We start from the raw sequence: 20691 nt of genomic DNA on the forward strand, positions 1-20691 counted from the left end.
GATGTTACGGGCAGCTCGGATTGTCGCGGTTGACCGCGCCGAGCTTCATGAATTCGTCTTCGGGAATGCCGAGCGTCTGGTTGACCTGCGGCACGACCTTGACCAGCTTGTTCATGAGATTGCCGTCAGCGCCTTCGGTGACCTCGGTCAGGAAGATGTCGGCAATGGCGTTGCGGTTCTTGTCGAGCGACACCTTGCCGGTCGGCGTGTCGAAGGACAGTTTCGACAGCGCGTCCCGCAACTTCTTGCCGCCGTCGGAGACGTCGCCACCGACCTGGTCGAGACCGAGCAGCGTCGCCTTCATGTCGACATAGTAGCCATGGGCGAAGAGCGAGGGCGAGGGAAAGGCGCCTGGCTGCTTCTTGTAGGCCTCGACAAACGTCTTCCACGCCGGTGCGTCATTGGTGTCTGCCGTCGGCCCGGCCGAGGGTGTGCCCTTCAGCACATCGCGCAGCTTGCCTTTCGAGGTCAGCACCGTCTGGTCGACGGTGATCGAACCGCCGATCAGCGGTGCGGAGCCGCCACCCTGCTGGTATTGGGTCAGGAAGTTGACCGCGTCGGCACCGCCGAGCGCGACGTAGATCGCATCGACGTCCTCGGGGATGGCGGCGATAACCGAAGAGAAATCCTTGTTGCCGATCGGCACCCAGGACTTCGACGGCACATGGCCGCCGGCCTTGCAGAACTCGGCCATGAAGCCGAACACCTGCGTGTAGGGGAAGGAATAATCCTCGGCGACGGTGGCGACCTTCTTGTAGCCCTTGTCCTTGAAGGCATAGGTGCCGAGGCCGGCCATCCACTGGGCGCCGTCGGTCGAGAAGCGGAAGAAATTTTCCGCCGGATCGCGCAGCGTGGTGTCCTGCGCGGCCGAGGTGCCGTTGATGAAGGTCACATTCGGCTGCGTCTTGGCATAGTCCTTGACGGCGAGGCCTTCATCGCCCGAAAGCGGGCCGACCAGCACCTTGACGCCGTCCTGCTCGACCAGCTTGCGCGCCGCGCGCACGGCGCTGTCGGGCGAAGCGTCGGACGAGCCCTTGACGATCTCGATCTTCTTGCCGGCGACGGTGCCGTTCATCTCGGCAACCGCCGTCATGGCGCCGCGCTCGCTGTCTTCACCGAGCACAGTGAACGGCCCCTCGAAGGTGGCGAGCAGGCCGATCTTGATGGTGTCGTCGGCAGCCAGCGCCATTGAAGGGGCGGTCAGCCCGGTGAACACCGCCAGGGCAAGTAATGTACGTCTATGCATCCTCATGATTTCCTCCCGTTGATTTCGTTTTTGCAGTGGTTGATCCATCCCGACAGCTAGGGGCCGGGACGCAAGGACTCCTGGGCAAGATGTGGCTTGATCCTCCCCCACAACCCAAGAATTCCATCCGGTGAGACGAAGACGATCACCAGGAACACCATGCCGATCAGCGTGTTGAAACGCTCGGCGCCGACGATGTCGATGGCGAAGGTCTGCATCAGGACGACGACGACCGCACCGAGAAACGGCCCGATCGGATGGCGAAGGCCGCCGATGACGGCAATGATCAGCACGTCGATCGCGGCATCGACGCCGATGGTGCCGGGCGAGACGCGGCCGTTGAACCAGACCAACAACACGCCCGCCAATCCGGCGATGACGCCGGCCAAAGCCCAAGCAAAAACCTTGTGCGCGGTGACGTGATAGCCAAGCGCGCGCATGCGTCGCGGGTTATCGCGGATCGCCTGCAAAGTCATGCCGAAGGTCGAGCGCGAGCCATAGAGCACGGCCGCATAGGACAGCACCGCCAGCCCAAGGCAAAGGTAATAGAAGGGCCGAGGGTCGCGCCAGCTGATACCCCAGAACGCCGGTGCGCGGATGCCGGCATAGCCGGAATGGCCATTGAAGATGGCGTAGTTCTGCTGGGCGAAATAGTAGGTCGCGGTGGCGATCGCCAGCGTGATCATGATGGTGTAGATGCCCTCGGTGCGCACCGAGATCCAGCCGATCAGCGCCGAGGCCAACGCGGCCGCAAGAACCGCGAAGGGCACTGCCAGCCACCACGGCCAGCCGAAGCCAAGGATGTTGGAATTGTTGTTGCCGAGGATAGCGATGGCATAGGCGGCGATGCCGGCGACCGTGATCTGCGCCAGGCTGACCATGCCGCCATAGCCGGCGAGCAGCATCAATGACAGCCCCAGCATGCCGAAGACCAGGGAATACCCCCCGATCTGCGTCAGGAAGAAATCCGACGCCACCAGGGGATAAAGCACCAGCGCGACGGCAAGGATGATGTGGCCGGCGCCCAGTCTCTCCAGCCAATTCTGCTGCGGCGTCGTGCCGGTGGCGATGGTCAGGCTCATCTCGCCTTCCCCATGATGCCTTGCGGCCTGACCGCCAGCGTCACCACCATGATGACGAAGGTCAGCACGATGCCATAGGTCGGGAAGTAGACGAGGCCGATCTGTTCGGCGAGGCCGATCAGCAACGCGCCGATGGCGGCCCCTGATATCGAGCCCATGCCGCCGACGATGACGACGACCAGCGACGCCAGGAGATAGCGGACGTCCTCGCCGGGCGCGACGGACAGCGCCGAACCGCCGACGACACCGGCAAAGCCGGCAAGCCCGGCGCCGACCGCAAAGACGATGGCAAACACCGCATGCACATTGACGCCGGACGCCTGCAGCATGGCGCGGTCATCGACGCCGGCGCGGATCATCATGCCTACACGGGTCCGGTGCAGCATCAGCCAGAGCCCGACGCCGATGACGATCGCCGCCGCCAGCACGACGACGCGGTAGAGCGGATAGGTGAGGAAGACCGAGGCGCCGTTGGAGCGCACCGCCGTGATGATCGGGAGCGTCAGGGCGCCGTCGAGCCATTCCGGCGTGGTGATCTGATAGGTGCCGCCCGCCCATACAGCCAGCATCAGGTCGGCGGCGACGATCGAGATGCCGATGCTGACCAGGGTCTGGCGCAGGTCGTCGCCTTCCAGGCGGCGGAAGACGAAGACCTGCATGACGACGCCGACGATGGCCAGCACGGCAAAGCCGGCAGCGACGCCGAGCAGCCAGTAGCCGGTGCGATTGGTGACCTCGTAGCCGATATAGGCGCCGAGCAGATAGAGCGAGCCATGCGCCAGATTGACGTTGCGCATCAGGCCGAAGATCAGCGTGAAACCGCTGGCGACGAGGAAATACAGGCCGGCCAGCGTGATGCCGTTGAGGATGGCGCTGACAAAGGCCTTCTTCGAGATCAGGATCGCGTTCAGCCAATCCGGCCAGACGGCAAAGACCAGCCATGCGATGACGGCGGCGGCAAGCAGGCCGACGAGGCCCCAGGCCTGCCGGCGTGTCATGCCGCCGCCGGCAAGCGACGACGAGGATGGCTGGTCGAGCAGGCTCATGCCGTCAGCCGCCGGCGCTGCTCGTTCATGCGCGGCGCCTTGTGGAACTTGCCGTCCTTCATGATGGCGAGGATGCGGTTCTTGTCCTGCAGGATGCGCACATCGGAGATCGGATCGCCGTCGACCAGCAGGATGTCGGCGAGATAGCCTTCCTTGATCATGCCGAGCTCGTCGCCCATGTTCATGATCTGGCCGCCATATTTGGTGCCGGCCTGGATCGCTTCCATCGGCGAGAAGCCGAGCATCTCGACGAAGGTCTGGATATCCTTGGCGTTGGTGCCTTGCGGCGTCCAGGCAAAGCCGTAGTCACCGCCGATGCAGACGCGGATGCCGCGCCGGTGCATCTTCTTCATCGTCTCGATGCACATTTCCAGCTCGCGCTCATATTCGAGCGACATCGGCGAACCCGGCTTGATGCCCCATTGCTCGGCATAACGCGCGGTGTTGATCAGCCAGGCAATGCCGGGCGCGACGAAATGCTTGTCCTTGACCGCCTCGAGCATGTCGAGCGCTTCCTCGTCGGCAAAGGAGGCATGGTAGATGTTCTGGATGCCGTGGCGGACGCACTGCTTGACCGATCCGGACGAACGCGCATGCGCCGACAGCACCTTGTTGCGGCAGCGCGCCTCGGAGGCAGCCATGGCGACCTCCTCTTCCGACATCGGCGTCTCTTCGGCGCCCATGCCGGTGATGCTCTCGCCGGACAAATTGAGCTTGATGGAATCGACGCCGTATTTGATCAGCTGGCGCACGGTGCGGCGGATTTCCTCGGGGCCGGAGACGACGATGCCGAGATTGAGGCCTTCGTGCGGAATGTGCGACGGCGCGGAATCGCCGAGGCCGCCGAGCGTGGTGATCTCCGGACCGGCCGCGAGATAACGCGGTCCCGGGAAACGGCCCTGGTTGATGAATTTCTTCGCGACGACATCGAGACGCGGCTTGGCGGCGGCCGCACCCCGGCCGGCGGTGAAGCCGGCATCGAGCACCAGCTTGGCCATTTCCATGGTGACCAGCATGTGCTCTTCGACCTCCATCATCTGGATGGGATCGATGCCGGGCGCGTTGTTCCAGGACAGATGCAGATGCGCGTCGATCATGCCGGGCATCAGCGTCGCGCCCATGCCGTCAATGACCGTTGCGCCACCGCCGTAGGAAGACGACGAGGACGAGCCGAAGCGCGACGAGCCCTTGGTGATCTGCTTGATGCGGTTGCCCTGCACCAGCACCTCGCCGGTGTAGGGATATTCACCGGTGGCGTCGAGCACGCGCACATTGGTGAACAGCGTGCTGCTCGAACCGTTGCTGTTCCAGCTGTCGTCTGCCATCACAAGCCTCCCAACTTGCCGAGCGCGTAGTTCTACGCCCGATCAGAAATTCTCACCTATCAACCCGTCTCAAAAAATCGGCGAGCTTCTGGCTGCTTTCGCGCGGGCTTTCCACCGTGGCCCAGTGCCCGCACCGATCCAGTGACGAGAATACGGCGCCCTTGATCTTGTCGGCAAGCGCCTGGCCGACGCCCGCCGGATTGACCGTGTCGGCATCGCCGGTGACGAGCAGCGCCGGCGCCGAGATCCGGCGCGCATCGACCGCGATCGTCTTGGCCAGCGCCTCGCAGGTGCGGGCGTAGGATTCCGGATCCTGGCGGGTGATCGATTCCCGCACGAAGGCGACGGCTGCCGGCGAGGTTTCCCGGGCGTGCGCCGAGATCGCATTGGCGACGATCTGGTCGGCGATATCGGCGATGCCGCCCGAGCGCGCCAGCCGTGCCCGGTTGGCAAGCCCTTGCCTGGTGGCTTCAGCCGGCTCGGCCAGTGCACCGAACAGCGCCAGCGAGGCGACCAGCGAGGGCTGCGTTGCTGCAATCTGCTGGCAAACGATGGTGCCCATCGAATGGCCGACGAAATGCGCAGTAGTGACACCCATGCCGGCCATGGCGCGGATGACGGCGTCGCTCATCAGTTCCATGGTCAGCGGCTCGATCGGGCGCGGCGAACGGCCGGAGCCCGGCAGGTCGAGCCGGATGACACGATAGGCCGAAAGCGCCGCCATCTGCGGCTGGAACATGTTCGAGGTGCCGCCGAGGCCATGGATCATCACCACGGCAGCGCCCTCGCCGACGACTTCCGCAACGACCTGGCCAACTGTCACCGTCGTCATTGCGCATACTCCGCGAAGCGGTTTTCCAGCGTGCCGATGCCGTCGATCTCGATGCGAACGACGTCGCCGGCCTTCAAATATTTTGGCGGATCAAAGCCGATGCCGACGCCGACCGGCGTGCCGGTGGCGATGATGTCGCCGGGTTTCAGCGTGATGCCTTGCGAGAGGGTGGCGATGATGGTCGGAATGTCGAAGATGAGCAGCGATATCCGGGAATCCTGGCGCAGGTCCTCGTTGACGAAACAGCGGATGCCGGCGGTCGCCAGATCGAGTTCATCCCTGGTCACCGCCCACGGCCCCATCGGACAGAACGTGTCCTGCGATTTGCCGATCAGCCACTGACTGTATTTGCCTTGCAGGTCGCGGGCCGTGACGTCGTTGACGATGGTGTAGCCCCAGACATGGTCGAGGGCGTCCGCTTTCGAGATGCCGCGTCCGCCCTTGCCGATGATGACGGCGAGTTCGGCCTCATAGTCGATGGCCGTCGAGACGGAGGAATCGATCAGCACGCTGGCATGATTGGCGACGACCGATTCCGGAACCTTGGAAAAGATGATCGGGTGTTTCGGGATCGCGCCGGCGCCGGCGCTGGAATCGAAGCCGCTGCGGGCGAATTCATGCGCATGCTCGTGATAGTTCTTGCCGACGCAAAAGATGTTGCGGCGCGGCCGCGGGATCGGCGCCTCGATCTCGACCTGCGCCAACGGAATCGGCGACAGGGTGCGCGGCAAGCCGGCGCCATTGCGCTCGATCAAGGCCAGGATGCCGGCCTTGGCCTGATCGACGGCAAAATCGAAAGGGGCGACGGTCTGGGCATCAAGGTCGACAAGACCCACGCGACGTTCGCCAGCGATCGAAAAAGTCGCGACCCGCATCCACATCCTCCCTGAACCAATACTGAGCCAATTTTTCGCTCTTTCGTTACACGCTATCGCCGATTGGTTTAGGCCGCAAGTGGAATCTGACTTGGTCCTACCAACCGCGTTCGTTGGCTGCCAATGGACTTCCGCGGGGGATGCCGGCAATCTGGCGGAATGGACGACGGCTTCGGAAGCTGATATCTATGGTTCAATACCGGATCAGATAAAAGCTGCCAGACATGCCAAAGCTCGTCGCCAACGATATCGCCACCGCCCTGAAGAAACGCATCTCGTCAGGCGAATGGATCGAGAATGGCCGCATGCCGCCCGAGCGCGACCTGGCAAGCGAATTCGGTGTGGCGCGTAACACGGTGCGGCGCGCCGTCTCCTTCCTCGAGGATGACGGTACAGTGGTCCGCCATGTCGGGCGCGGAACGTTCCTGACCGCCACCAATCCAGGCTCGATGGCGGCGACCGTCAGCCGGATGGAAGGCACCAGCCCGGCCGACATGATGGAGATCCGGCAATTGCTCGAGCCGGCAGCGGCATCCTTCGCCGCCACCAATGCCAGCGCCACCGAACTCAACGCTGTGCGCGAGGCGCACAAGATCGCCTCGGAGTCGCAAGACATGCCGACCTTCGAGCACTGGGACGCGGAGTTTCACCACCGCATCTTCGCTTGCTCGCGCAACGACTTCCTCAAGGAGATCCACAATCTGATGCGCATCCTACGCAACCAGGCGCCATGGTTCGAAATGAAGAAGCGATCGTTTTCGGAAGAACGCCGCAGCATCTATTGCAGCGAGCACCAGATGGTTCTCGATGCGCTGTTGCGGCGCGATCCCGAGAGTGCCAGCCAGGCGATGCTGGCGCATCTGAGAACCGTCGAGCGCAATCTGCTGGGACGGTAGCAATCGGGGGCTCACGCGACGCCTCCCCGATCTGGTCCGTCACTCACCGCGCATGGTCGCCTGGATAGGTTCCGCACAGACGCTTGCCGCTCGGCCATCGGCAAGGGTCCGGCTTGCCAAATGCCGCCATGCCGCCCATACACGGCTGGGCAAACGCCCCACCCCGTTCGCGCCCCACCTGCCAGGGATACTGTCCGATGTCTGCGACGCCGTGCCCTTGGTCAAAGCCGTGACGGATCACGCCACACCATCGCTCGCCAGCCTGGGCTGGACGGATTTCTTCGGCGACCAGCTCGAGTCCGGCGAAGCAAATCTCGTCCCGACGCGTATCGCCACGGTCCATCGCGACCGCCTGACCGGCCTGTCTCAGGCAGGGCCAATCGATCTGACGCTGCCGGCGCAGGCGAACACCGGTGACTATGCGGTCGGCGACTGGGTGCTCGTCGACGCGCATGACCAGCTTGTGCAGCGCCGCCTGACCCGCAAGACGGTGCTGGAACGCCGCACCCAGGGCGGCAGGGTGCCGCAGCTTGCCGCGGCCAATGTCGACACGCTGTTCATCGTCACCTCATGCAATGCCGACTTCAATCCGGCCCGGCTCGAGCGCTATCTGGCGCTGGCCAACGAGGCCGGGACGACGCCGGTGATCCTGCTGACCAAAGCCGATACCGCAGCTGACGCCGAGGCATATCAGCGGGGGGCTGCCGCGCTGCAGCGTGGCTTGGCGGTCGTGACGCTGAACCCCCGCACATCAGATGCGGCATCCGCGCTCGCTGCCTGGTGCGGCGCGGGGCAGACGGTCGCGCTGGTCGGCTCCTCCGGGGTCGGCAAATCGACGCTGGTCAACACGCTGGCCGGGTCGGCACAGCACTTGCCGCAACAGACCGGAGACATCCGCGAACACGACGCCAAGGGACGCCACACCACCACGTCGCGGTCGCTGCATTCCATCGCGGGTGGTGGTTGGGTGATCGACACACCGGGAATGCGGACGCTGCAGGTCAGCGACGTCGCTTACGGCATCGACACGCTGTTTGCCGAAATCACCGAGCTCGCGCCGCTCTGCAAGTTCCGCGACTGCACCCACGTGCATGAACCGGGCTGCGCGGTGCAGGCTGCGTTGAAGGCTGGTACGCTCGATCCGGAGCGTCTTGCCCGCTGGCGAAAACTGTCCGACGAAAACCAGAACAACACGCCGGTTCAGAGCGGACCTCGCGGAGCCAAATCCCCCGGCGGTCGCGGAAAAAGGCGTTGAACGACTGAGGCACGCGCCTCTGGCTTCAAAGCCGCGCCGTGCCGAAAACACGATCCCAGAATATGGACGTCACGCCAAAATTGGCCGTTTCGTCGACATGATGATGCAGCGCGTGGCGACGCTTGAGTGTGTAGAGATAACTCGGATGGGAGGGGTGCCAATGATGAATCATGTGATGGATGCTGATGTACCAGAGGTACCCCAGCATCAGCCCGCAACTGACCGCGCTTGCCGTTGCAAAATCTGAAACCATCCAAACCGGGAAAAACGCGACCAGCGCATGCACCCCCAGACTGAGCCAGGTCGGCGTGCCCACCGAACTGCGCTCCTCGACATGGTGACGATCATGCAAATCCTTGATGTAGGGAATATGGTGAAGGACGAACCGGTGCAGCAGGTATTCGGTCAGCGTCCAGAGGAAGAGACAGGCGACGACAGTGACTATCCAGCCAGGCGCATTGTCTTCGCCGGCCTCGATCAGCCCGGCCACTGCCAGCAAGGCGATCACCAGCGGATACACCACGAAGTCGCTGTAGTAGCCAATAAGACCAAGTTGCATCGTCACGCCCCAACTAGCCTTCGAGCCGCCAAACAAGCGATGGTGCCAGATTGCCGGACTCGCGGGTGAGGAGCAATGCAGCTGCACCTGACATAGCGTCGCAATCATCTGGCGCAAGGTCGGCACCCATGATCCGGGAGAATCGGTAGACCGCCGCCTTCGCAACCAGCTTCACAAACGGACATTAAAAAATGGCAAAACGCAGTGCGGGATTGCTGATCTACCGTCGAGGCGACGGCGATCTCAGGGTGTTGCTGGTTCATCCAGGCGGACCGTTCTGGGCGAAGAAGGACGATGGCGCGTGGTCGATACCGAAGGGCCTCGTCGACGAGAACGAGGACGAGTTGACGGCAGCGCAACGCGAGACCGAGGAAGAGCTCGGCGTCAAGGTCGATGGTCCCTTCGCGCGGCTCGGCGACTACAGGCAACCGGGCGGAAAGATCGTTATGGCATGGTCTGTCGAGGCGCGCATCGACATCGATGTGGCTGCCATCAAGAGCAACACTTTCACCATGGAATGGCCGCCAAGGTCGGGATCCCTGAAGGAGTTCCCGGAGGTCGACAGAGCGGGCTGGTTCACCTTGCCGGAGGCCGAGGTAAAAATCCTCAAGGGGCAGCGCCCGATGCTGTCGGACTTCGCCAGGCAGCAAGACGCTGAATGATGATCGCCGGCGGTGCGGCCCTTAAAGCGCGCCGCGCTTTAAGGCTTTGTCTTTATGCATGTCGTTGTCCCAAAACCGGGACCACTTTTGGGCGACATGCATTAGTAAGGCAGCCCGACATAGTTCTCGGCCAGCGCGGTCGACGCGGCACGCGAATGTACGAGGTAGTCGAGCTCGGCTTCCTGGATGCGCTGGCCGAAATCGCCGGTGTCGGGAAAGCGGTGCAGCATCGTCGTCATCCACCAGGAAAAGCGCACCGCCTTCCAGACGCGGGCCAGCGCCTTGCCTGAATAGGCGTCGATGCCTGCGTGCGATTTCTCGCGGTAGTAGTCGCGCAGGCCGGTAAAGAGGTAGCGCACATCGCTGGCGGCGAGGTTAAGACCCTTGGCGCCGGTCGGCGGCACGATGTGGGCGGCGTCCCCAACCAGGAACAGCCGGCCGAAACGCAGCGGCTCGGCTACGAAGGAGCGCAACGGCGCGATCGACTTCTCGAAGGATGGGCCGGTAACGACGCCTGCTGCCGTCTGCTCCGGCAAGCGGCGACGCAACTCGTCCCAGAAGCGGTCGTCGGACCACGCCTCGACGCGGTCGCCCTCGGGGCATTGCACATAGTAGCGGCTGCGGTGCGTCGAGCGCATCGAGCATAGCGCAAAACCCCGCTCGTGATTGGCGTAGACCAGTTCGTGATCGGCCGGCGGCACTTCGGCCAGCACACCGAGCCAACCGAACGGATAGTGCCGCTCGAAGGTTTTCAGCGCCCGCTCAGGCACCGATTTGCGGCTGACGCCGTGATAGCCGTCACAGCCGGCAATGAAGTCGCAGTCGATGCGATGCGTGACGCCATCCTTGTCATAGGTGGCAAAAGGCGCCTCACCGTCGAAATCGTTCAGCGTGACGTTTGCCGCCTCGTAGATCGTGGTCAGCCCTGCCGCATCGCGCTTGTCCATCAAATCATGCGTCACTTCGGTCTGGCCGTAGACGGTGACATGCTTGCCGCCAGTCAGCGCCTCAAGGTCGATGCGGTGCAGGCGTTGGTCGAAGGCGAGCGAGATACCGGAATGCGGCAGCCCCTCGGCGTGCAGCCGCGCCGCGGCATCCGCTTCCTCCAGCAGTTCGACCGTGCCTTGTTCGAGCACACCGGCGCGCACACGGCCGAGCACATGCTCGCGGCTCGAGCGCTCGAGAATGACCGTCTCGACTCCGATCGTGCCGAGAAGCTGGCCAAGCAGCAGGCCGGAGGGTCCGGAACCGACAATGAGGATTTGCGTGCGCATCAGCGCCCCAGGCTTTCGATCTGCCCGGCCAGTCCGGCGGCAAGCCGAAGCGACGCGGCTGTCGCCACCACCATCTGCGGCAGCAGCAGCCATTCCAGCGTCCAGGCGGCGCCCGACCGCTCCTGCTCATGCACCACGGCCTGATGCATGCCGGAAAGCTGCGTGGCGTTGAAGCGGGCAAGTGCCACCAGCGCTTCGGCCTTCACCGGGTTCTGCTTGTGCGGCATGGCCGACGAGCCGCCACCGCCCGAAAGCGCGCTGTCGGTGCCGCCTTGCGCCATCAGCGCAATGTCCTGGCCGAACTTGCCGAGGCTGCCCGTCACCAGCGACAGCCAGCCGGCAAAATCGGCGAGCGCGTCGCGCTGGCTCTGCCATTGCGGCGCATCGGCAAGGCCGAGCTTTGCCGCAAGTGCGGCGCGTACCGCCGGCCCCTTGTCATCCAACTTTTCCAGCGTGCCGGCGGCACCGCCGAATTGCACCGCCAGCAGGCGCCTCGATTGTTCCGACAGCCTCTCCTGGTGCCGTTGCAGCGGCTCCCGCCACGCCACTATGCGATCCGCCACCTTGATCGGAACCGCCGGCTGCATGCGTGTCATCCCGGTCAGCGCCCTGCCCCCAAAACGCTCTTCGAGCGAAGCGAAGCGCATGACGGTTTCGGTCAACAGCAGGCCGAGATGTTCGACGACGGATTTGAGCCGAAGCATCAGGCCCGTATCGATGACATCCTGGCTGGTCGCGCCGAAATGAACGGAGGCACCATGCGGTTCGCCGACCGCCGTCCTGATCTGGCGAACCAGTTCCGGCACCATGACGCCGTCCCTTGCGACGCCGGCGCGCAGCAGGGCGGTGTCAGGCCGGAACGAGGCCAGCGCCGACACGATGGCTGCTGCCGCCTCCCTTGTGATCAGTCCGTTTTCCGCTTCCACTTCGGCCAGCGCACGCTCGAACGCCAGCATCGCCTCGATTTCCGCCTCGACGGAAAAATGTCGGCTCGCTTCCTCGTCGCCGAGAAGGGCGGAGAGCAATGGATGGTCGAAGGGCGATACGGTCATGTCGCGGCTCTCCTAGCTGTCGAAGAAGACCGTTTCCTTCTCCCCCTGGAGATGGACGTCGAAGACATAAATATCGCCGGTGCGATCGGCGATCAGTGTCGGCACACGAATGCGGTGCTCGATGCGCGCCAGGATCGGATCCTGCGCATTGGCCTTTTCCTCGTCCGAAAAATAGAGCCGCGTGTGCAAGCCGAGATTGATGCCGCGGGCAACGATCCAGAGCGTGATGTGCGGCGCCATCAGGCGGCCATCGCCGAACGGTACGCGGCCGGGCTTGATCGTCTCGAACGCGCACAGGCCGGTGTCCATGTCGGTCGGGCAACGGCCCCAACCGAGGAAATTCGGATCGGCAGCGCCGCGCAATTCAGCCGGCGAATTGTAGAGCCCGTCCGCATCCGCCTGCCAGACCTCGATCAGCGCGTCCTTGAGCGGCGTGCCGGTGCCGTCGAGCACGCGGATGCTCAGGCCGATGCGCTCGCCCCTGGTCTTGTCGTTGACCATGGTCGCACCAAGGTCGCTCGCATAGACGCCGCCGATGCCGCAGAAATTTGGGGTCAGCCCGATATGGACATAGGGTCCCGCGGTCTGCGAAGGGCTTTCCCTGAGCCGGTCGAGCGACTGGGCCATCAATTGCCCTCCAGCCTGTTTTCGAACAGCGAGGAGCGGCGCCCGCGCAGCACGATGTCGAACTTGTAGGCGCGCGCGTCGAAAGGGATCGTCGCCTGCATGTCGAGCGCGGCGATCAGCGTTTCGATGGCTGCCCTGTCGGGGATGCCGCGCGCGATCGGGCAGTGCCAGATCAGCGGGTCGCCTTCGAAATACATCTGCGTGATCAGCCGTTGCGCAAAGCCGTGGCCGAAGACCGAAAAGTGAATATGCGAGGGCCGCCAGTCGTTCGGCCCGTTCGGCCAGGGATAGGGACCGGGCTTGACGGTGCGAAAGCCATAGCCGCCATCCTCATCGGTGATGGCGCGGCCGCAGCCGCCGAAATTCGGGTCGAGCGGCGCCAGATAGCCGTCCTTCTTGTGGCGGTAGCGGCCGCCGGCATTGGCCTGCCAGAATTCGAGCAGCGCGCCGGGAACGCCAACGCCGCGTTCGTCGAGCACCCGCCCATAGACGATGATGCGCTCGCCGATGGCGCTCTCGCCGGGTCTGGCGAAATTGTGGATCAGGTCGGCGTCGAGTTCGCCGAGCATGGCGTGACCGAAGACCGGGCCGGATATTTCCGACAGCGTGTTGTCGAAGGCGAGCGGCGCCTTCTGCGGCGAGCGCAGCACGGAGGTCTTGTAGTTCGGCGTCAGCGCCGGCGGATGCCATGTCCGGTCGCGCTGGAAGAAGGCGCCGGTCTCGGGCCTCCGGTTCGATCCGGACTCAGCGGGCATTCTTGGCTCCGTCCATTTCCGAAAACACGTCCTTGGCGATCTTGAAGGCACGGTTGGCGGCCGGCACGCCGGCATAGATGGCGACATGCAGGAACGCTTCGCAGATATCGTCGCGCGAGGCACCGGTGTTGACGGTGGCGCGCACATGCATGGCGACCTCCTCATCATGGCCGAGTGCGGCCAGCAGCGCCAGCGTGACGATCGAGCGCTCGCGCTTGGTGAAGCCCGGCCGCGCCCACACCGTTCCCCACGCGGCCTCGGTGATCAGCTCCTGGAAAGGCTGGTCGAAATCGGTGGCGGCGACCTCGGCCCGGTCGACATGGCGGTCGCCGAGCACGGACCGCCGCACCGCGAGGCCCGTGCGATATCTGGCGGCGTTGGCGGGGACTTCATCCATGGGTTTCGGCTCCAAGGGCAAGCGATGCGATAAAATTGCGGATCAGGGCGGTCAGCGCTTCGGGCTGTTCGACACAAGGAATGTGTCCGGCGTCGCGGATGATCTCGAAACGCGCGCCGGGAATGAGACCGGCCAGCGAGCGGACGAGGTCGGGAGGCGTCGAGCCGTCCTGGTCGCCGGCGATGCAAAGCGTCGGCACCGCGATCCGTCTAGCGCTATCGGTGAAATCGGCGTCGCGGACCGCCATGCAGGTTCCAACATAGTCGGGCAGCGCTTGCCGGGTCAGCATGTTGCGGCAGCCAGCAAGGTCGGCAGCGCGCGCGACATGGAAATCCGGCGTGAACCATACTTTCATCACGCCGTCGGCGATCGCCTCGATGCCGTCCCGTTCCACGATCGAAATGCGCGTGTTCCAGCTCTCGGTCGTGCCGATCTTGTGGGCAGTGTCGCACAGGATCATGGCCTCGACGATCTCCGGGCGCCTGGCATAGAGCCCTTGCGCGATCATACCGCCGACCGACAGGCCGCACAGCACGACCTTGCCCAGCCCGAAATGATCGATGAGCGCCGAGAGATCATCGACATGATCGTCGATCGACCTGATACCGCCGATGTCAGAGAGCCCGTGGCCACGCTTGTCGTAGACCAGCAGCGGCATTTCACCGTCCAGGATCGACAGGACCTGGTCCCAGATCCGGAAGTCGGTGCCGAGCGAATTGATGAACACGATCGGGCGCGCACTGCCGTTCGCCTCGATGCGACGGTGGTGCAGCGTGATGCCGCCGATGGTGACGAATGGCACGATTTCGGTCCTCCATCTCCACATTGCACAAGGCATTTGGTTCGGTAAAATGATATTTTGCGCCGTTTCATTAACTCAGGGGTTATCAAATCCATGTCCGAGGGCCGCATCCGGTTCCGTCACCTACAGGCATTCCTGGAAGTTGCGCGGCAGGGAAGCGTGGCGAGAGCGGCCGATTTTCTGCATGTCAGCCCACCAGCGGTGACCAAGACGTTGCGCGAGCTGGAAGAGGCGCTCGGCGTGGCGGTGGTCGAACGCGACGGCCGCGGCATCAGGCTGACGCGCATCGGCGAGATCTTCCTTCGCCATGCCGGCACGGCGATCACGGCGCTCAAGCAAGGCGTCGATTCCGTCAGGCAGGACGGGGCGGTCAACCGGCACCCGATCCGCATCGGCGCGCTGCCGACGGTGTCAGCGCGGGTGATGCCGCTTGCCATGACCCTGTTTCTCAAGGAGGGCACCCGGGCGGCGATCAAGATCGTCACCGGCGAGAACGCGGTGCTGCTCGAACAATTGCGCATCGGCGCGCTCGATCTCGTCGTCGGGCGGCTGGCGGCGCCGGAGAACATGACCGGCTTCTTCTTCGAGCACCTCTACTCCGAACAGGTGCTGTTCGTGGTGCGAGCGGGACACCCGCTGCTTGATCCCAATCAGGATGTGTTCGCACGGCTCGACGAATTCCCGATGCTGATGCCGACGCGGGAATCGGTCATCCGCCCCTTCGTCGACCGGCTGTTCATCACCAACGGCATGACCGCACCGGCAACCGAGATCGAAACCGTCTCGGACTCCTTCGGCCGCGCCTTCCTGCGACAGAGCAATGCCGTCTGGATCATTTCAGCCGGCGTCGTCGCCAATGAACTCGGCAGCGGCGCCTTCGTCGCCTTGCCGGTCAACACCGAGGAAACCAAGGGTCCGGTCGGCCTGACGATGCGGACGGACACGGCGCCCTCGCCGGCCTTCTCCATCTTGCTGCAGACCATCCGCGAAGCGGCAAGGCAAGGCAGCTGACGGTCTCCGAGCATTTCAACCGGACGTCATCCCGGCCACGCCGTTTCCTAACCCAGGGGTTAATGAAACACCGCAAAATATCATTTTACCGAACCAAACCGGTGGTGCACTGTGACGATGGAGGACCAAAAATCGTGCCATTCGTCGCCATCGATGGCGGTGGATCACCGTCTCAAGCGGCAAAAGCGTTGAACGAACCGGTGGTTGCCGCGAGGCGCCACCATAGAGGGAGGAACACATGACCCACGCCATCGGCAGCAGATCCACCGTTCCAGGCATATCGCGACGCCAGTTCATCGCCACGTCGATCGCCGGCGGCACGGCGCTCGCGCTTGGCGGCCACAGCGCCTTTGCCAAGGCCGGCGACACGCTCAAAATCGGCTTTGTCAGCCCGCGCACCGGGCCGCTCGCCGGCTTCGGCCAGACCGATGGTTACGTGCTCGACCTGGCCCGCAAGGCGCTGGCCGGCGGGCTCGACATCGGCGGCAAGAAATACAGCGTCGAAATCCTAGACCAGGACACGCAGTCCGATCCGTCGCGCGCCGGCCAGTTGGCCAAGGACCTGATCAACAACCAGGCCATCGACTTGATGCTGGCGGTGTCGACGCCCGAAGTGATCAACCCGGTGGCCGACGCCTGCGAAGCCGCCGGCGTGCCGTGCCTGTCGACAGTCATGCCTTGGGAAGCCTGGTATTTCGGCCGTGGCGCCAAGCCCGGCGCGCCCTCGCCGTTCAAATGGACCTATCACTTCGGCTTCGGCGTCGGCGAGTTCTTCAAGACCTACATCTCGCAATGGAACCTGATCGAGACCAACAAGAAGGTCGGCGTCATGTATCCGAATGATGCCGACGGCAACGCCATCCGCGCCAACCTGGCACCGCTGCTGGCCAAGCAAGGCTTCACCATTGTCGATCCCGGCGCCTATGAGACCGGCACCACCGACTATTCCTCGCAGATCGCGCTGTTCAAGCAGGAAGGCGTCGAGATCTTCAATTCCTTCCCGATCCCGCCGGATTTCGCGGCGTTCTGGCGCCAGGCGGCGCAGCAAGGGCTGATCAAGCAGATCAAGATCTGCCAGGTCGCCAAGACCGGGCTGTTCCCCTCGGATATCGAGGCGCTCGGCGATCTCGGCATGAAGATTTCAAGCGCCGCCTACTGGCACAAGGCCTTCCCCTACAAGTCGCCGCTGACCGGTGTTTCGGGCTCCGAGCTGGCCGACGGCTATGAGGCCGCGAGCGGCAAGCAGTGGACGCAGCAGCTCGGCGCCTCGATGTCGCTACTCGACGCCGGCTTCGAGGCGCTGAAGGCCAGCACCGACGCCAAGGACAAGGCGGCGGTGGCCAAGGCGCTGAGCCAGCTCAAGACCGAGACCATGATCGGCAAGGTCGACTTCACCAGCGGGCCGGTGGCCAATGTCTCGCCCGGCCCGATCATCGGCACGCAGTGGGTCGCCGCCAAGGAAGGCAGCAAGTTCCCGCTCGATTATGTCGTGACCGAGAATGCCACGGACCCGAAAGTGCCCGTCGAAGCCAAGCTTCTGCCTTACAACGGCTGATGGACCGCTGACGAGGATCACCTGGTGACCCATCCGCAACAACAGGCGATCCTGACCGCCGCCGGTATCCACAAGCGCTTCGGTGCACTGGTGGTGCTGGATGCTATCGACTTCACCATAGCCGCTGACGAGGCGGTCGGCATTGTCGGCCCGAACGGCGCCGGCAAGACCACGCTGCTCAGCGTGCTGGCCGGGGCATTTCTGCCGAGTTCGGGCACGGTCAGCTTCAAGGGCGGCGATGTGACTCCGCTGTCGGCAACGCAGCGCTGCCGGCTCGGCCTGGTGCGCACGCACCAGGTGCCGAAACCGTTCAGCGGCATGACCACCTTCGAGAATGTCTTCGTCGCCGCCTCGCATGGCGCCGGCCTCGGCCGCGACGAGGCCTATGAGGAAGCGCTCGGCTCGCTGAAGCTGTGCGGCATGCTGGGCGTTGCCAACCGGCGCGCCGAAACGCTCGGGCTGCTCGACCGCAAGCGGCTGGAACTGGCGCGGGCGCTCGCGGCAAGACCGACGCTGCTGCTGCTCGACGAGATCGGCGGCGGCCTGACCGATGGCGAAGCCGGCGAACTTGTCGACACGATCAAGGAATTGCGCCGGCGCAAGATCGGCATCGTCTGGATCGAGCACATCGTCCACATCCTGCTGCAGGTGGCAGAGCGGCTGATCTGCATGGACGCCGGCAAGATTATCGCCGACGGCGAGCCGCAAGCGGTGATGGGCAATCCCGAGGTCGTGCGCGCCTATCTCGGCGGAGGCCCGAAATGAGCCTGCTGTCGGTCGAGAACCTGGTTGTCCGGCACGGCCTCCTGCAGGCGGTGCGCGGCGTGAGCTTCACGATCGAACGCGGCGAAACACTGGCGCTGGTCGGCGCCAATGGCGCCGGCAAGACGACGCTGCTCCGGGCAATCGCGGGTGCGCATCAGCCGGCAGCCGGCCGCGTGCTGCTCGACGGCGCCGATCTCACCAATATTCCGTCGCACAGGCGCGTCGGCATGGGTGTCGCGCTGGTGCCGGAGGGGCGCAGACTGTTCGTTCAGATGACGGTCGAGGAGAACCTTCTGCTCGGCAAGACCGCCGGCCGGCCGGGCGACTGGAGCGTCGACAAGGTGCTGGAGATGTTCCCCAACCTCAAGCCGCGCCGTCATGCCAAGACGGGCCATCTCTCGGGCGGCGAGCAGCAGGCGACGGCGATCGGCCGCGCTTTGATGAGCAATCCGGGCGTGCTGCTGCTCGACGAGGTTTCGCTCGGCCTGTCGCCGCTGATCGTCGACCGTGTCTATGCCGCGCTGCAAGGGCTGATCGCTTCAGGCACGACGATCATCCTGGTCGAACAGGACCTCAACCGGGCGCTCGCGGTATCCGACAGGGTCATCTGCATGCTCGAAGGCCGTGTCGCGCTTGAAGGACCAAGCAAGGAGGTTTCGCGCGACGAGGTAACGAAGGCCTATTTCGGCCTGCACCGGAAAGGCACCGGGAGCGTTCCCGCATGAGCAACCAGATCATCCAGGGCATCCTTCTCGGCGGCTATTACGCGCTGATCGCCTGCGGCCTGTCGTTCATGTTTTCGGTGATGCGCATCATCAACCTCGCCCATGGCAGCCTTGCTGTGTTCGCTGCCTATGCGCTGTGGCTGCTCGCGTCGCGATTCCACGTCTCGCCCTTTGCCGGCCTGCTCATCGTCCTGCCGCTGATGGCGGCGATCGGCTGGGCATTGCAGCGCTTCCTGCTCGAACGCAGCGCACGCGGCGGCGCCCTGCTGCCGATCCTGACGACGTTCGGCCTCGCCATCGTCATCGACAATCTGCTGTTCGAGCAATTCGGCGCGGACACGCGTTCGCTGGCTCCCTATATCGGCAGCCTGTCCTATGATTCCTGGGAATGGCCCGGCAACATCTATGTCGGCAAGCTCGCCGTGATCATGTTCGCCACGGCCGTGGTCCTGCTGGGCGGGCTGCAGCTGTTCCTCACCCGCACCCGGCTTGGCCGCTCGATCCGCGCCACATCGGAAGACCCCGACACCGCCGGCCTGGTCGGTGTCGATGCGCGCCGCGCCAACGCAATTGCCGCCGCCATCGCCATGGTCACGGTTGGTCTTGCCGGCGCGTTCCTGGGCATGCGCGCCACCTTCGATCCCTATGCCGGCGCGCCGCAATTGCTGTTCGCCTTCGAGGCGGCGGTGATCGGCGGCGCCGGATCGCTGTGGGGAACGCTGATCGGCGGCATCGTACTGGCGCTTGCCCAGACGCTCGGCGCGCAAGTGCATCCGCAGGGGTTTCTGATCGGCGGCCACGCTGTCTTTCTCGTCGTGCTGTTCGTGCGGCTGTCCGCGTCCGGCCTCGGCGTGCGCGGCCTGTTGCGCCTCGGGAGGACGTCATGAGCACTCCCGCCACCATGCCTGTCATCGAGCGCGGCACTGCGACGTCGCGGATCGCCGCAATGGCCGTCGCTATCATCATCACGCTGCTTGCGATTGCTCCGCAATTGCTGTCGGCCGGCGCGGTCGATCGCATGACCGCGCTGTTCATCTATGTGATCCTGGCAGCGATGTGGAATGCGCTGGCCGGCTTCGGCGGCTTGGTCTCGGTCGGGCAGCAGGTGTTCTTCGGGCTCGGCGCCTATTTCGCCATCCGGCTGGCCGATGCAGGCCTCAACCCATTCCTGGCGCTGTTCGCGTCGGGAATTGTCGTCGGCGTGGTGTCTATCCCGCTGTCGCTGTTCATGCTGCGGCTCAGGAACGGCGAGTTTGCCATCGGCATGTGGGTCATCGCGGCATTGACGCATCTCTTGGTCAATCTCGACCGGCTGGTGCAGGGCGAAACCGGCACGTCGCTGATCTCGCTCAATGTCTATGACGCCGGCACCAGGCGGGCGACGATCTACTGGCTGGCACTGGCCTCGATGACCGCCCTGCTCGCCATCCTGTTTGGCCTGCTGCGCGGCAGCACGGGTGCCGCGATCCGCGCGATCCGGGACAATGAGGACGCCGCCGCCTCGGTCGGCGTGCGCGTCACCGGCACCAAGCGGCTGCTGTTCGTGCTTGCCGCCTTCGGCATCGGCATTGCCGGCGCGCTGTGGCTGGCGACCTCGATCACCTTCCAGCCGAAAACCTACTTCAACGTGCAATGGACCGCCTACATGATCTTCATGGTGCTGGTCGGCGGCATCGGCACTTTCGAGGGCGCCATCCTCGGCGCGCTGGCGTTCTTCCTCATCGAGACCTGGTTCGGCGGCACCGGCGTCTGGTACCTGGTCGGCCTCGGCGCCACGGCGGTGCTGTTCTCGCTCTTCCTGCCGCGCGGCTTGTGGGGAACGATCGAGGAGCGCTTTGGGCTTCGCCTGCTGCCGGTCGGCTATCGCGTCAGGCTCGCGGCGGCCTCCGCCGATGACGACGCGATGCCTTCGCCACAACAAACCACGATGCATCAGGAAAAGGCATGACC

General features: G+C 64.3%; 22 protein-coding genes. 9 read left to right on the forward strand and 13 right to left on the reverse strand.

Features of this window, described 5'->3' with window-relative positions; genetic code table 11:
• Positions 1–4: 4 nt before the first annotated feature.
• From B5V02_RS26555 to B5V02_RS26580, 6 genes are read right to left on the reverse strand one after another with little or no spacing between them, the layout of a single operon-like run.
• Entirely contained in the window at positions 5–1252 is a 1248-nt protein-coding gene (locus tag B5V02_RS26555; RefSeq protein WP_111547209.1) for an ABC transporter substrate-binding protein, read from the reverse strand.
• 50 nt (positions 1253–1302) lie between these two features.
• On the reverse strand, positions 1303–2328 hold the full coding sequence (locus tag B5V02_RS26560) for a branched-chain amino acid ABC transporter permease (protein ID WP_111547006.1): 1026 nt from the start codon (positions 2326–2328) through the stop codon (positions 1303–1305).
• Positions 2325–3374 carry a branched-chain amino acid ABC transporter permease gene (locus B5V02_RS26565; protein ID WP_111547007.1) on the reverse strand — a complete coding sequence of 350 codons (1050 nt, stop codon included), beginning with the start codon at positions 3372–3374 and terminating at the stop codon, positions 2325–2327. Before B5V02_RS26565 ends, B5V02_RS26560 begins: the two co-directional genes overlap by 4 nt.
• Positions 3371–4699, reverse strand: coding sequence for a metal-dependent hydrolase family protein (locus B5V02_RS26570; RefSeq protein ID WP_111547008.1), 1329 nt, complete (start codon positions 4697–4699; stop codon positions 3371–3373). The genes B5V02_RS26565 and B5V02_RS26570 overlap by 4 nt, the downstream gene beginning before the upstream one ends.
• Before the next feature lie 52 nt (positions 4700–4751).
• Complete coding sequence (locus B5V02_RS26575) at positions 4752–5531, reverse strand: alpha/beta fold hydrolase (protein WP_111547009.1); 780 nt, start codon at positions 5529–5531, stop codon at positions 4752–4754.
• Positions 5528–6406 (reverse strand): fumarylacetoacetate hydrolase family protein, encoded by an 879-nt coding sequence (locus B5V02_RS26580; RefSeq protein ID WP_111547210.1) that lies wholly within the window; start codon positions 6404–6406, stop codon positions 5528–5530. The genes B5V02_RS26575 and B5V02_RS26580 overlap by 4 nt, the downstream gene beginning before the upstream one ends.
• Positions 6407–6630: 224 nt before the next feature.
• On the opposite strand from B5V02_RS26580, the gene B5V02_RS26585 reads away from it, so the two are divergent.
• Positions 6631–7302 carry a FadR/GntR family transcriptional regulator gene (locus B5V02_RS26585; protein ID WP_111547010.1) on the forward strand — a complete coding sequence of 224 codons (672 nt, stop codon included), beginning with the start codon at positions 6631–6633 and terminating at the stop codon, positions 7300–7302.
• Between the two features lie 211 nt (positions 7303–7513).
• Positions 7514–8557, forward strand: coding sequence for a ribosome small subunit-dependent GTPase A (gene rsgA, locus B5V02_RS26590; protein WP_167458668.1), 1044 nt, complete (start codon positions 7514–7516; stop codon positions 8555–8557).
• Positions 8558–8582: 25 nt separating this feature from the next.
• On the opposite strand, the gene B5V02_RS26595 is transcribed toward rsgA, so the two are convergent.
• A complete protein-coding gene (locus tag B5V02_RS26595; RefSeq protein WP_245446203.1) occupies positions 8583–9242 on the reverse strand; it encodes a sterol desaturase family protein in 660 nt (219 codons plus the stop codon).
• A gap of 65 nt (positions 9243–9307) precedes the next feature.
• Between B5V02_RS26595 and B5V02_RS26600 the strand changes: the two genes are divergently transcribed.
• Positions 9308–9778 carry an NUDIX hydrolase gene (locus B5V02_RS26600; RefSeq protein WP_111547012.1) on the forward strand — a complete coding sequence of 157 codons (471 nt, stop codon included), beginning with the start codon at positions 9308–9310 and terminating at the stop codon, positions 9776–9778.
• Positions 9779–9879: 101 nt separating this feature from the next.
• Here B5V02_RS26600 and pobA read toward each other — a convergent pair whose 3' ends face one another.
• The 6 genes from pobA to pcaD are packed head-to-tail and all read right to left on the reverse strand — an operon-like array spanning position 9880 to position 14685.
• On the reverse strand, positions 9880–11052 hold the full coding sequence (pobA, locus tag B5V02_RS26605; RefSeq protein ID WP_111547013.1) for a 4-hydroxybenzoate 3-monooxygenase: 1173 nt from the start codon (positions 11050–11052) through the stop codon (positions 9880–9882).
• A complete protein-coding gene (locus B5V02_RS26610; protein WP_111547014.1) occupies positions 11052–12104 on the reverse strand; it encodes a 3-carboxy-cis,cis-muconate cycloisomerase in 1053 nt (350 codons plus the stop codon). Before B5V02_RS26610 ends, pobA begins: the two co-directional genes overlap by 1 nt.
• 12 nt (positions 12105–12116) lie before the next feature.
• Entirely contained in the window at positions 12117–12731 is a 615-nt protein-coding gene (gene pcaG / locus B5V02_RS26615; protein ID WP_111547015.1) for a protocatechuate 3,4-dioxygenase subunit alpha, read from the reverse strand.
• A complete protein-coding gene (pcaH, locus tag B5V02_RS26620) occupies positions 12731–13486 on the reverse strand; it encodes a protocatechuate 3,4-dioxygenase subunit beta (protein ID WP_111547016.1) in 756 nt (251 codons plus the stop codon). The genes pcaG and pcaH overlap by 1 nt, the downstream gene beginning before the upstream one ends.
• A complete protein-coding gene (gene pcaC / locus B5V02_RS26625; protein ID WP_111547017.1) occupies positions 13476–13883 on the reverse strand; it encodes a 4-carboxymuconolactone decarboxylase in 408 nt (135 codons plus the stop codon). The genes pcaH and pcaC overlap by 11 nt, the downstream gene beginning before the upstream one ends.
• Positions 13876–14685 (reverse strand): 3-oxoadipate enol-lactonase, encoded by an 810-nt coding sequence (gene pcaD / locus B5V02_RS26630; RefSeq protein ID WP_111547212.1) that lies wholly within the window; start codon positions 14683–14685, stop codon positions 13876–13878. The genes pcaC and pcaD overlap by 8 nt, the downstream gene beginning before the upstream one ends.
• A 93-nt stretch (positions 14686–14778) precedes the next feature.
• Between pcaD and pcaQ the strand changes: the two genes are divergently transcribed.
• The 6 genes from pcaQ to B5V02_RS26660 all read left to right on the forward strand — a co-directional run bounded on the left by pcaQ (position 14779) and on the right by B5V02_RS26660 (position 20689).
• Complete coding sequence (pcaQ, locus tag B5V02_RS26635) at positions 14779–15696, forward strand: pca operon transcription factor PcaQ (protein ID WP_111547018.1); 918 nt, start codon at positions 14779–14781, stop codon at positions 15694–15696.
• Positions 15697–15934: 238 nt separating this feature from the next.
• The gene (locus B5V02_RS26640) at positions 15935–17251 is read left to right on the forward strand and encodes an ABC transporter substrate-binding protein (protein WP_111547019.1); all 1317 of its coding nucleotides are present in this window, start codon (positions 15935–15937) and stop codon (positions 17249–17251) included.
• Between the two features lie 21 nt (positions 17252–17272).
• The gene (locus B5V02_RS26645; RefSeq protein ID WP_208647143.1) at positions 17273–18016 is read left to right on the forward strand and encodes an ABC transporter ATP-binding protein; all 744 of its coding nucleotides are present in this window, start codon (positions 17273–17275) and stop codon (positions 18014–18016) included.
• Positions 18013–18741 (forward strand): ABC transporter ATP-binding protein, encoded by a 729-nt coding sequence (locus tag B5V02_RS26650; protein ID WP_111547020.1) that lies wholly within the window; start codon positions 18013–18015, stop codon positions 18739–18741. The genes B5V02_RS26645 and B5V02_RS26650 overlap by 4 nt, the downstream gene beginning before the upstream one ends.
• Positions 18738–19628 (forward strand): branched-chain amino acid ABC transporter permease, encoded by an 891-nt coding sequence (locus B5V02_RS26655; protein WP_111547021.1) that lies wholly within the window; start codon positions 18738–18740, stop codon positions 19626–19628. Before B5V02_RS26650 ends, B5V02_RS26655 begins: the two co-directional genes overlap by 4 nt.
• Positions 19625–20689, forward strand: a complete 1065-nt coding sequence (locus tag B5V02_RS26660; protein WP_111547022.1) for a branched-chain amino acid ABC transporter permease — start codon at positions 19625–19627, stop codon at positions 20687–20689. The genes B5V02_RS26655 and B5V02_RS26660 overlap by 4 nt, the downstream gene beginning before the upstream one ends.
• Positions 20690–20691 lie beyond the last annotated feature (2 nt).

It is taken from the genome of Mesorhizobium kowhaii (assembly GCF_003253745.1).
Lineage (GTDB): Bacteria > Pseudomonadota > Alphaproteobacteria > Rhizobiales > Rhizobiaceae > Mesorhizobium > Mesorhizobium kowhaii.

Coding starts and splice junctions, on each gene's coding strand:
- B5V02_RS26580 (WP_111547210.1), bottom strand. CDS start 6,406: ATGCGGGTCGCGACTTTTTCGATCGCTGGCGAACGTCGCGTGGGTCTT.
- B5V02_RS26555 (WP_111547209.1), bottom strand. CDS start 1,252: ATGAGGATGCATAGACGTACATTACTTGCCCTGGCGGTGTTCACCGGG.
- pcaH (WP_111547016.1), bottom strand. CDS start 13,486: ATGCCCGCTGAGTCCGGATCGAACCGGAGGCCCGAGACCGGCGCCTTC.
- B5V02_RS26585 (WP_111547010.1), top strand. CDS start 6,631: ATGCCAAAGCTCGTCGCCAACGATATCGCCACCGCCCTGAAGAAACGC.
- pcaC (WP_111547017.1), bottom strand. CDS start 13,883: ATGGATGAAGTCCCCGCCAACGCCGCCAGATATCGCACGGGCCTCGCG.
- B5V02_RS26565 (WP_111547007.1), bottom strand. CDS start 3,374: ATGAGCCTGCTCGACCAGCCATCCTCGTCGTCGCTTGCCGGCGGCGGC.
- B5V02_RS26560 (WP_111547006.1), bottom strand. CDS start 2,328: ATGAGCCTGACCATCGCCACCGGCACGACGCCGCAGCAGAATTGGCTG.
- B5V02_RS26640 (WP_111547019.1), top strand. CDS start 15,935: ATGACCCACGCCATCGGCAGCAGATCCACCGTTCCAGGCATATCGCGA.
- B5V02_RS26600 (WP_111547012.1), top strand. CDS start 9,308: ATGGCAAAACGCAGTGCGGGATTGCTGATCTACCGTCGAGGCGACGGC.
- pcaG (WP_111547015.1), bottom strand. CDS start 12,731: ATGGCCCAGTCGCTCGACCGGCTCAGGGAAAGCCCTTCGCAGACCGCG.
- B5V02_RS26660 (WP_111547022.1), top strand. CDS start 19,625: ATGAGCACTCCCGCCACCATGCCTGTCATCGAGCGCGGCACTGCGACG.
- B5V02_RS26650 (WP_111547020.1), top strand. CDS start 18,013: ATGAGCCTGCTGTCGGTCGAGAACCTGGTTGTCCGGCACGGCCTCCTG.
- pcaQ (WP_111547018.1), top strand. CDS start 14,779: ATGTCCGAGGGCCGCATCCGGTTCCGTCACCTACAGGCATTCCTGGAA.
- B5V02_RS26610 (WP_111547014.1), bottom strand. CDS start 12,104: ATGACCGTATCGCCCTTCGACCATCCATTGCTCTCCGCCCTTCTCGGC.
- B5V02_RS26575 (WP_111547009.1), bottom strand. CDS start 5,531: ATGACGACGGTGACAGTTGGCCAGGTCGTTGCGGAAGTCGTCGGCGAG.
- B5V02_RS26655 (WP_111547021.1), top strand. CDS start 18,738: ATGAGCAACCAGATCATCCAGGGCATCCTTCTCGGCGGCTATTACGCG.
- pobA (WP_111547013.1), bottom strand. CDS start 11,052: ATGCGCACGCAAATCCTCATTGTCGGTTCCGGACCCTCCGGCCTGCTG.
- B5V02_RS26570 (WP_111547008.1), bottom strand. CDS start 4,699: ATGGCAGACGACAGCTGGAACAGCAACGGTTCGAGCAGCACGCTGTTC.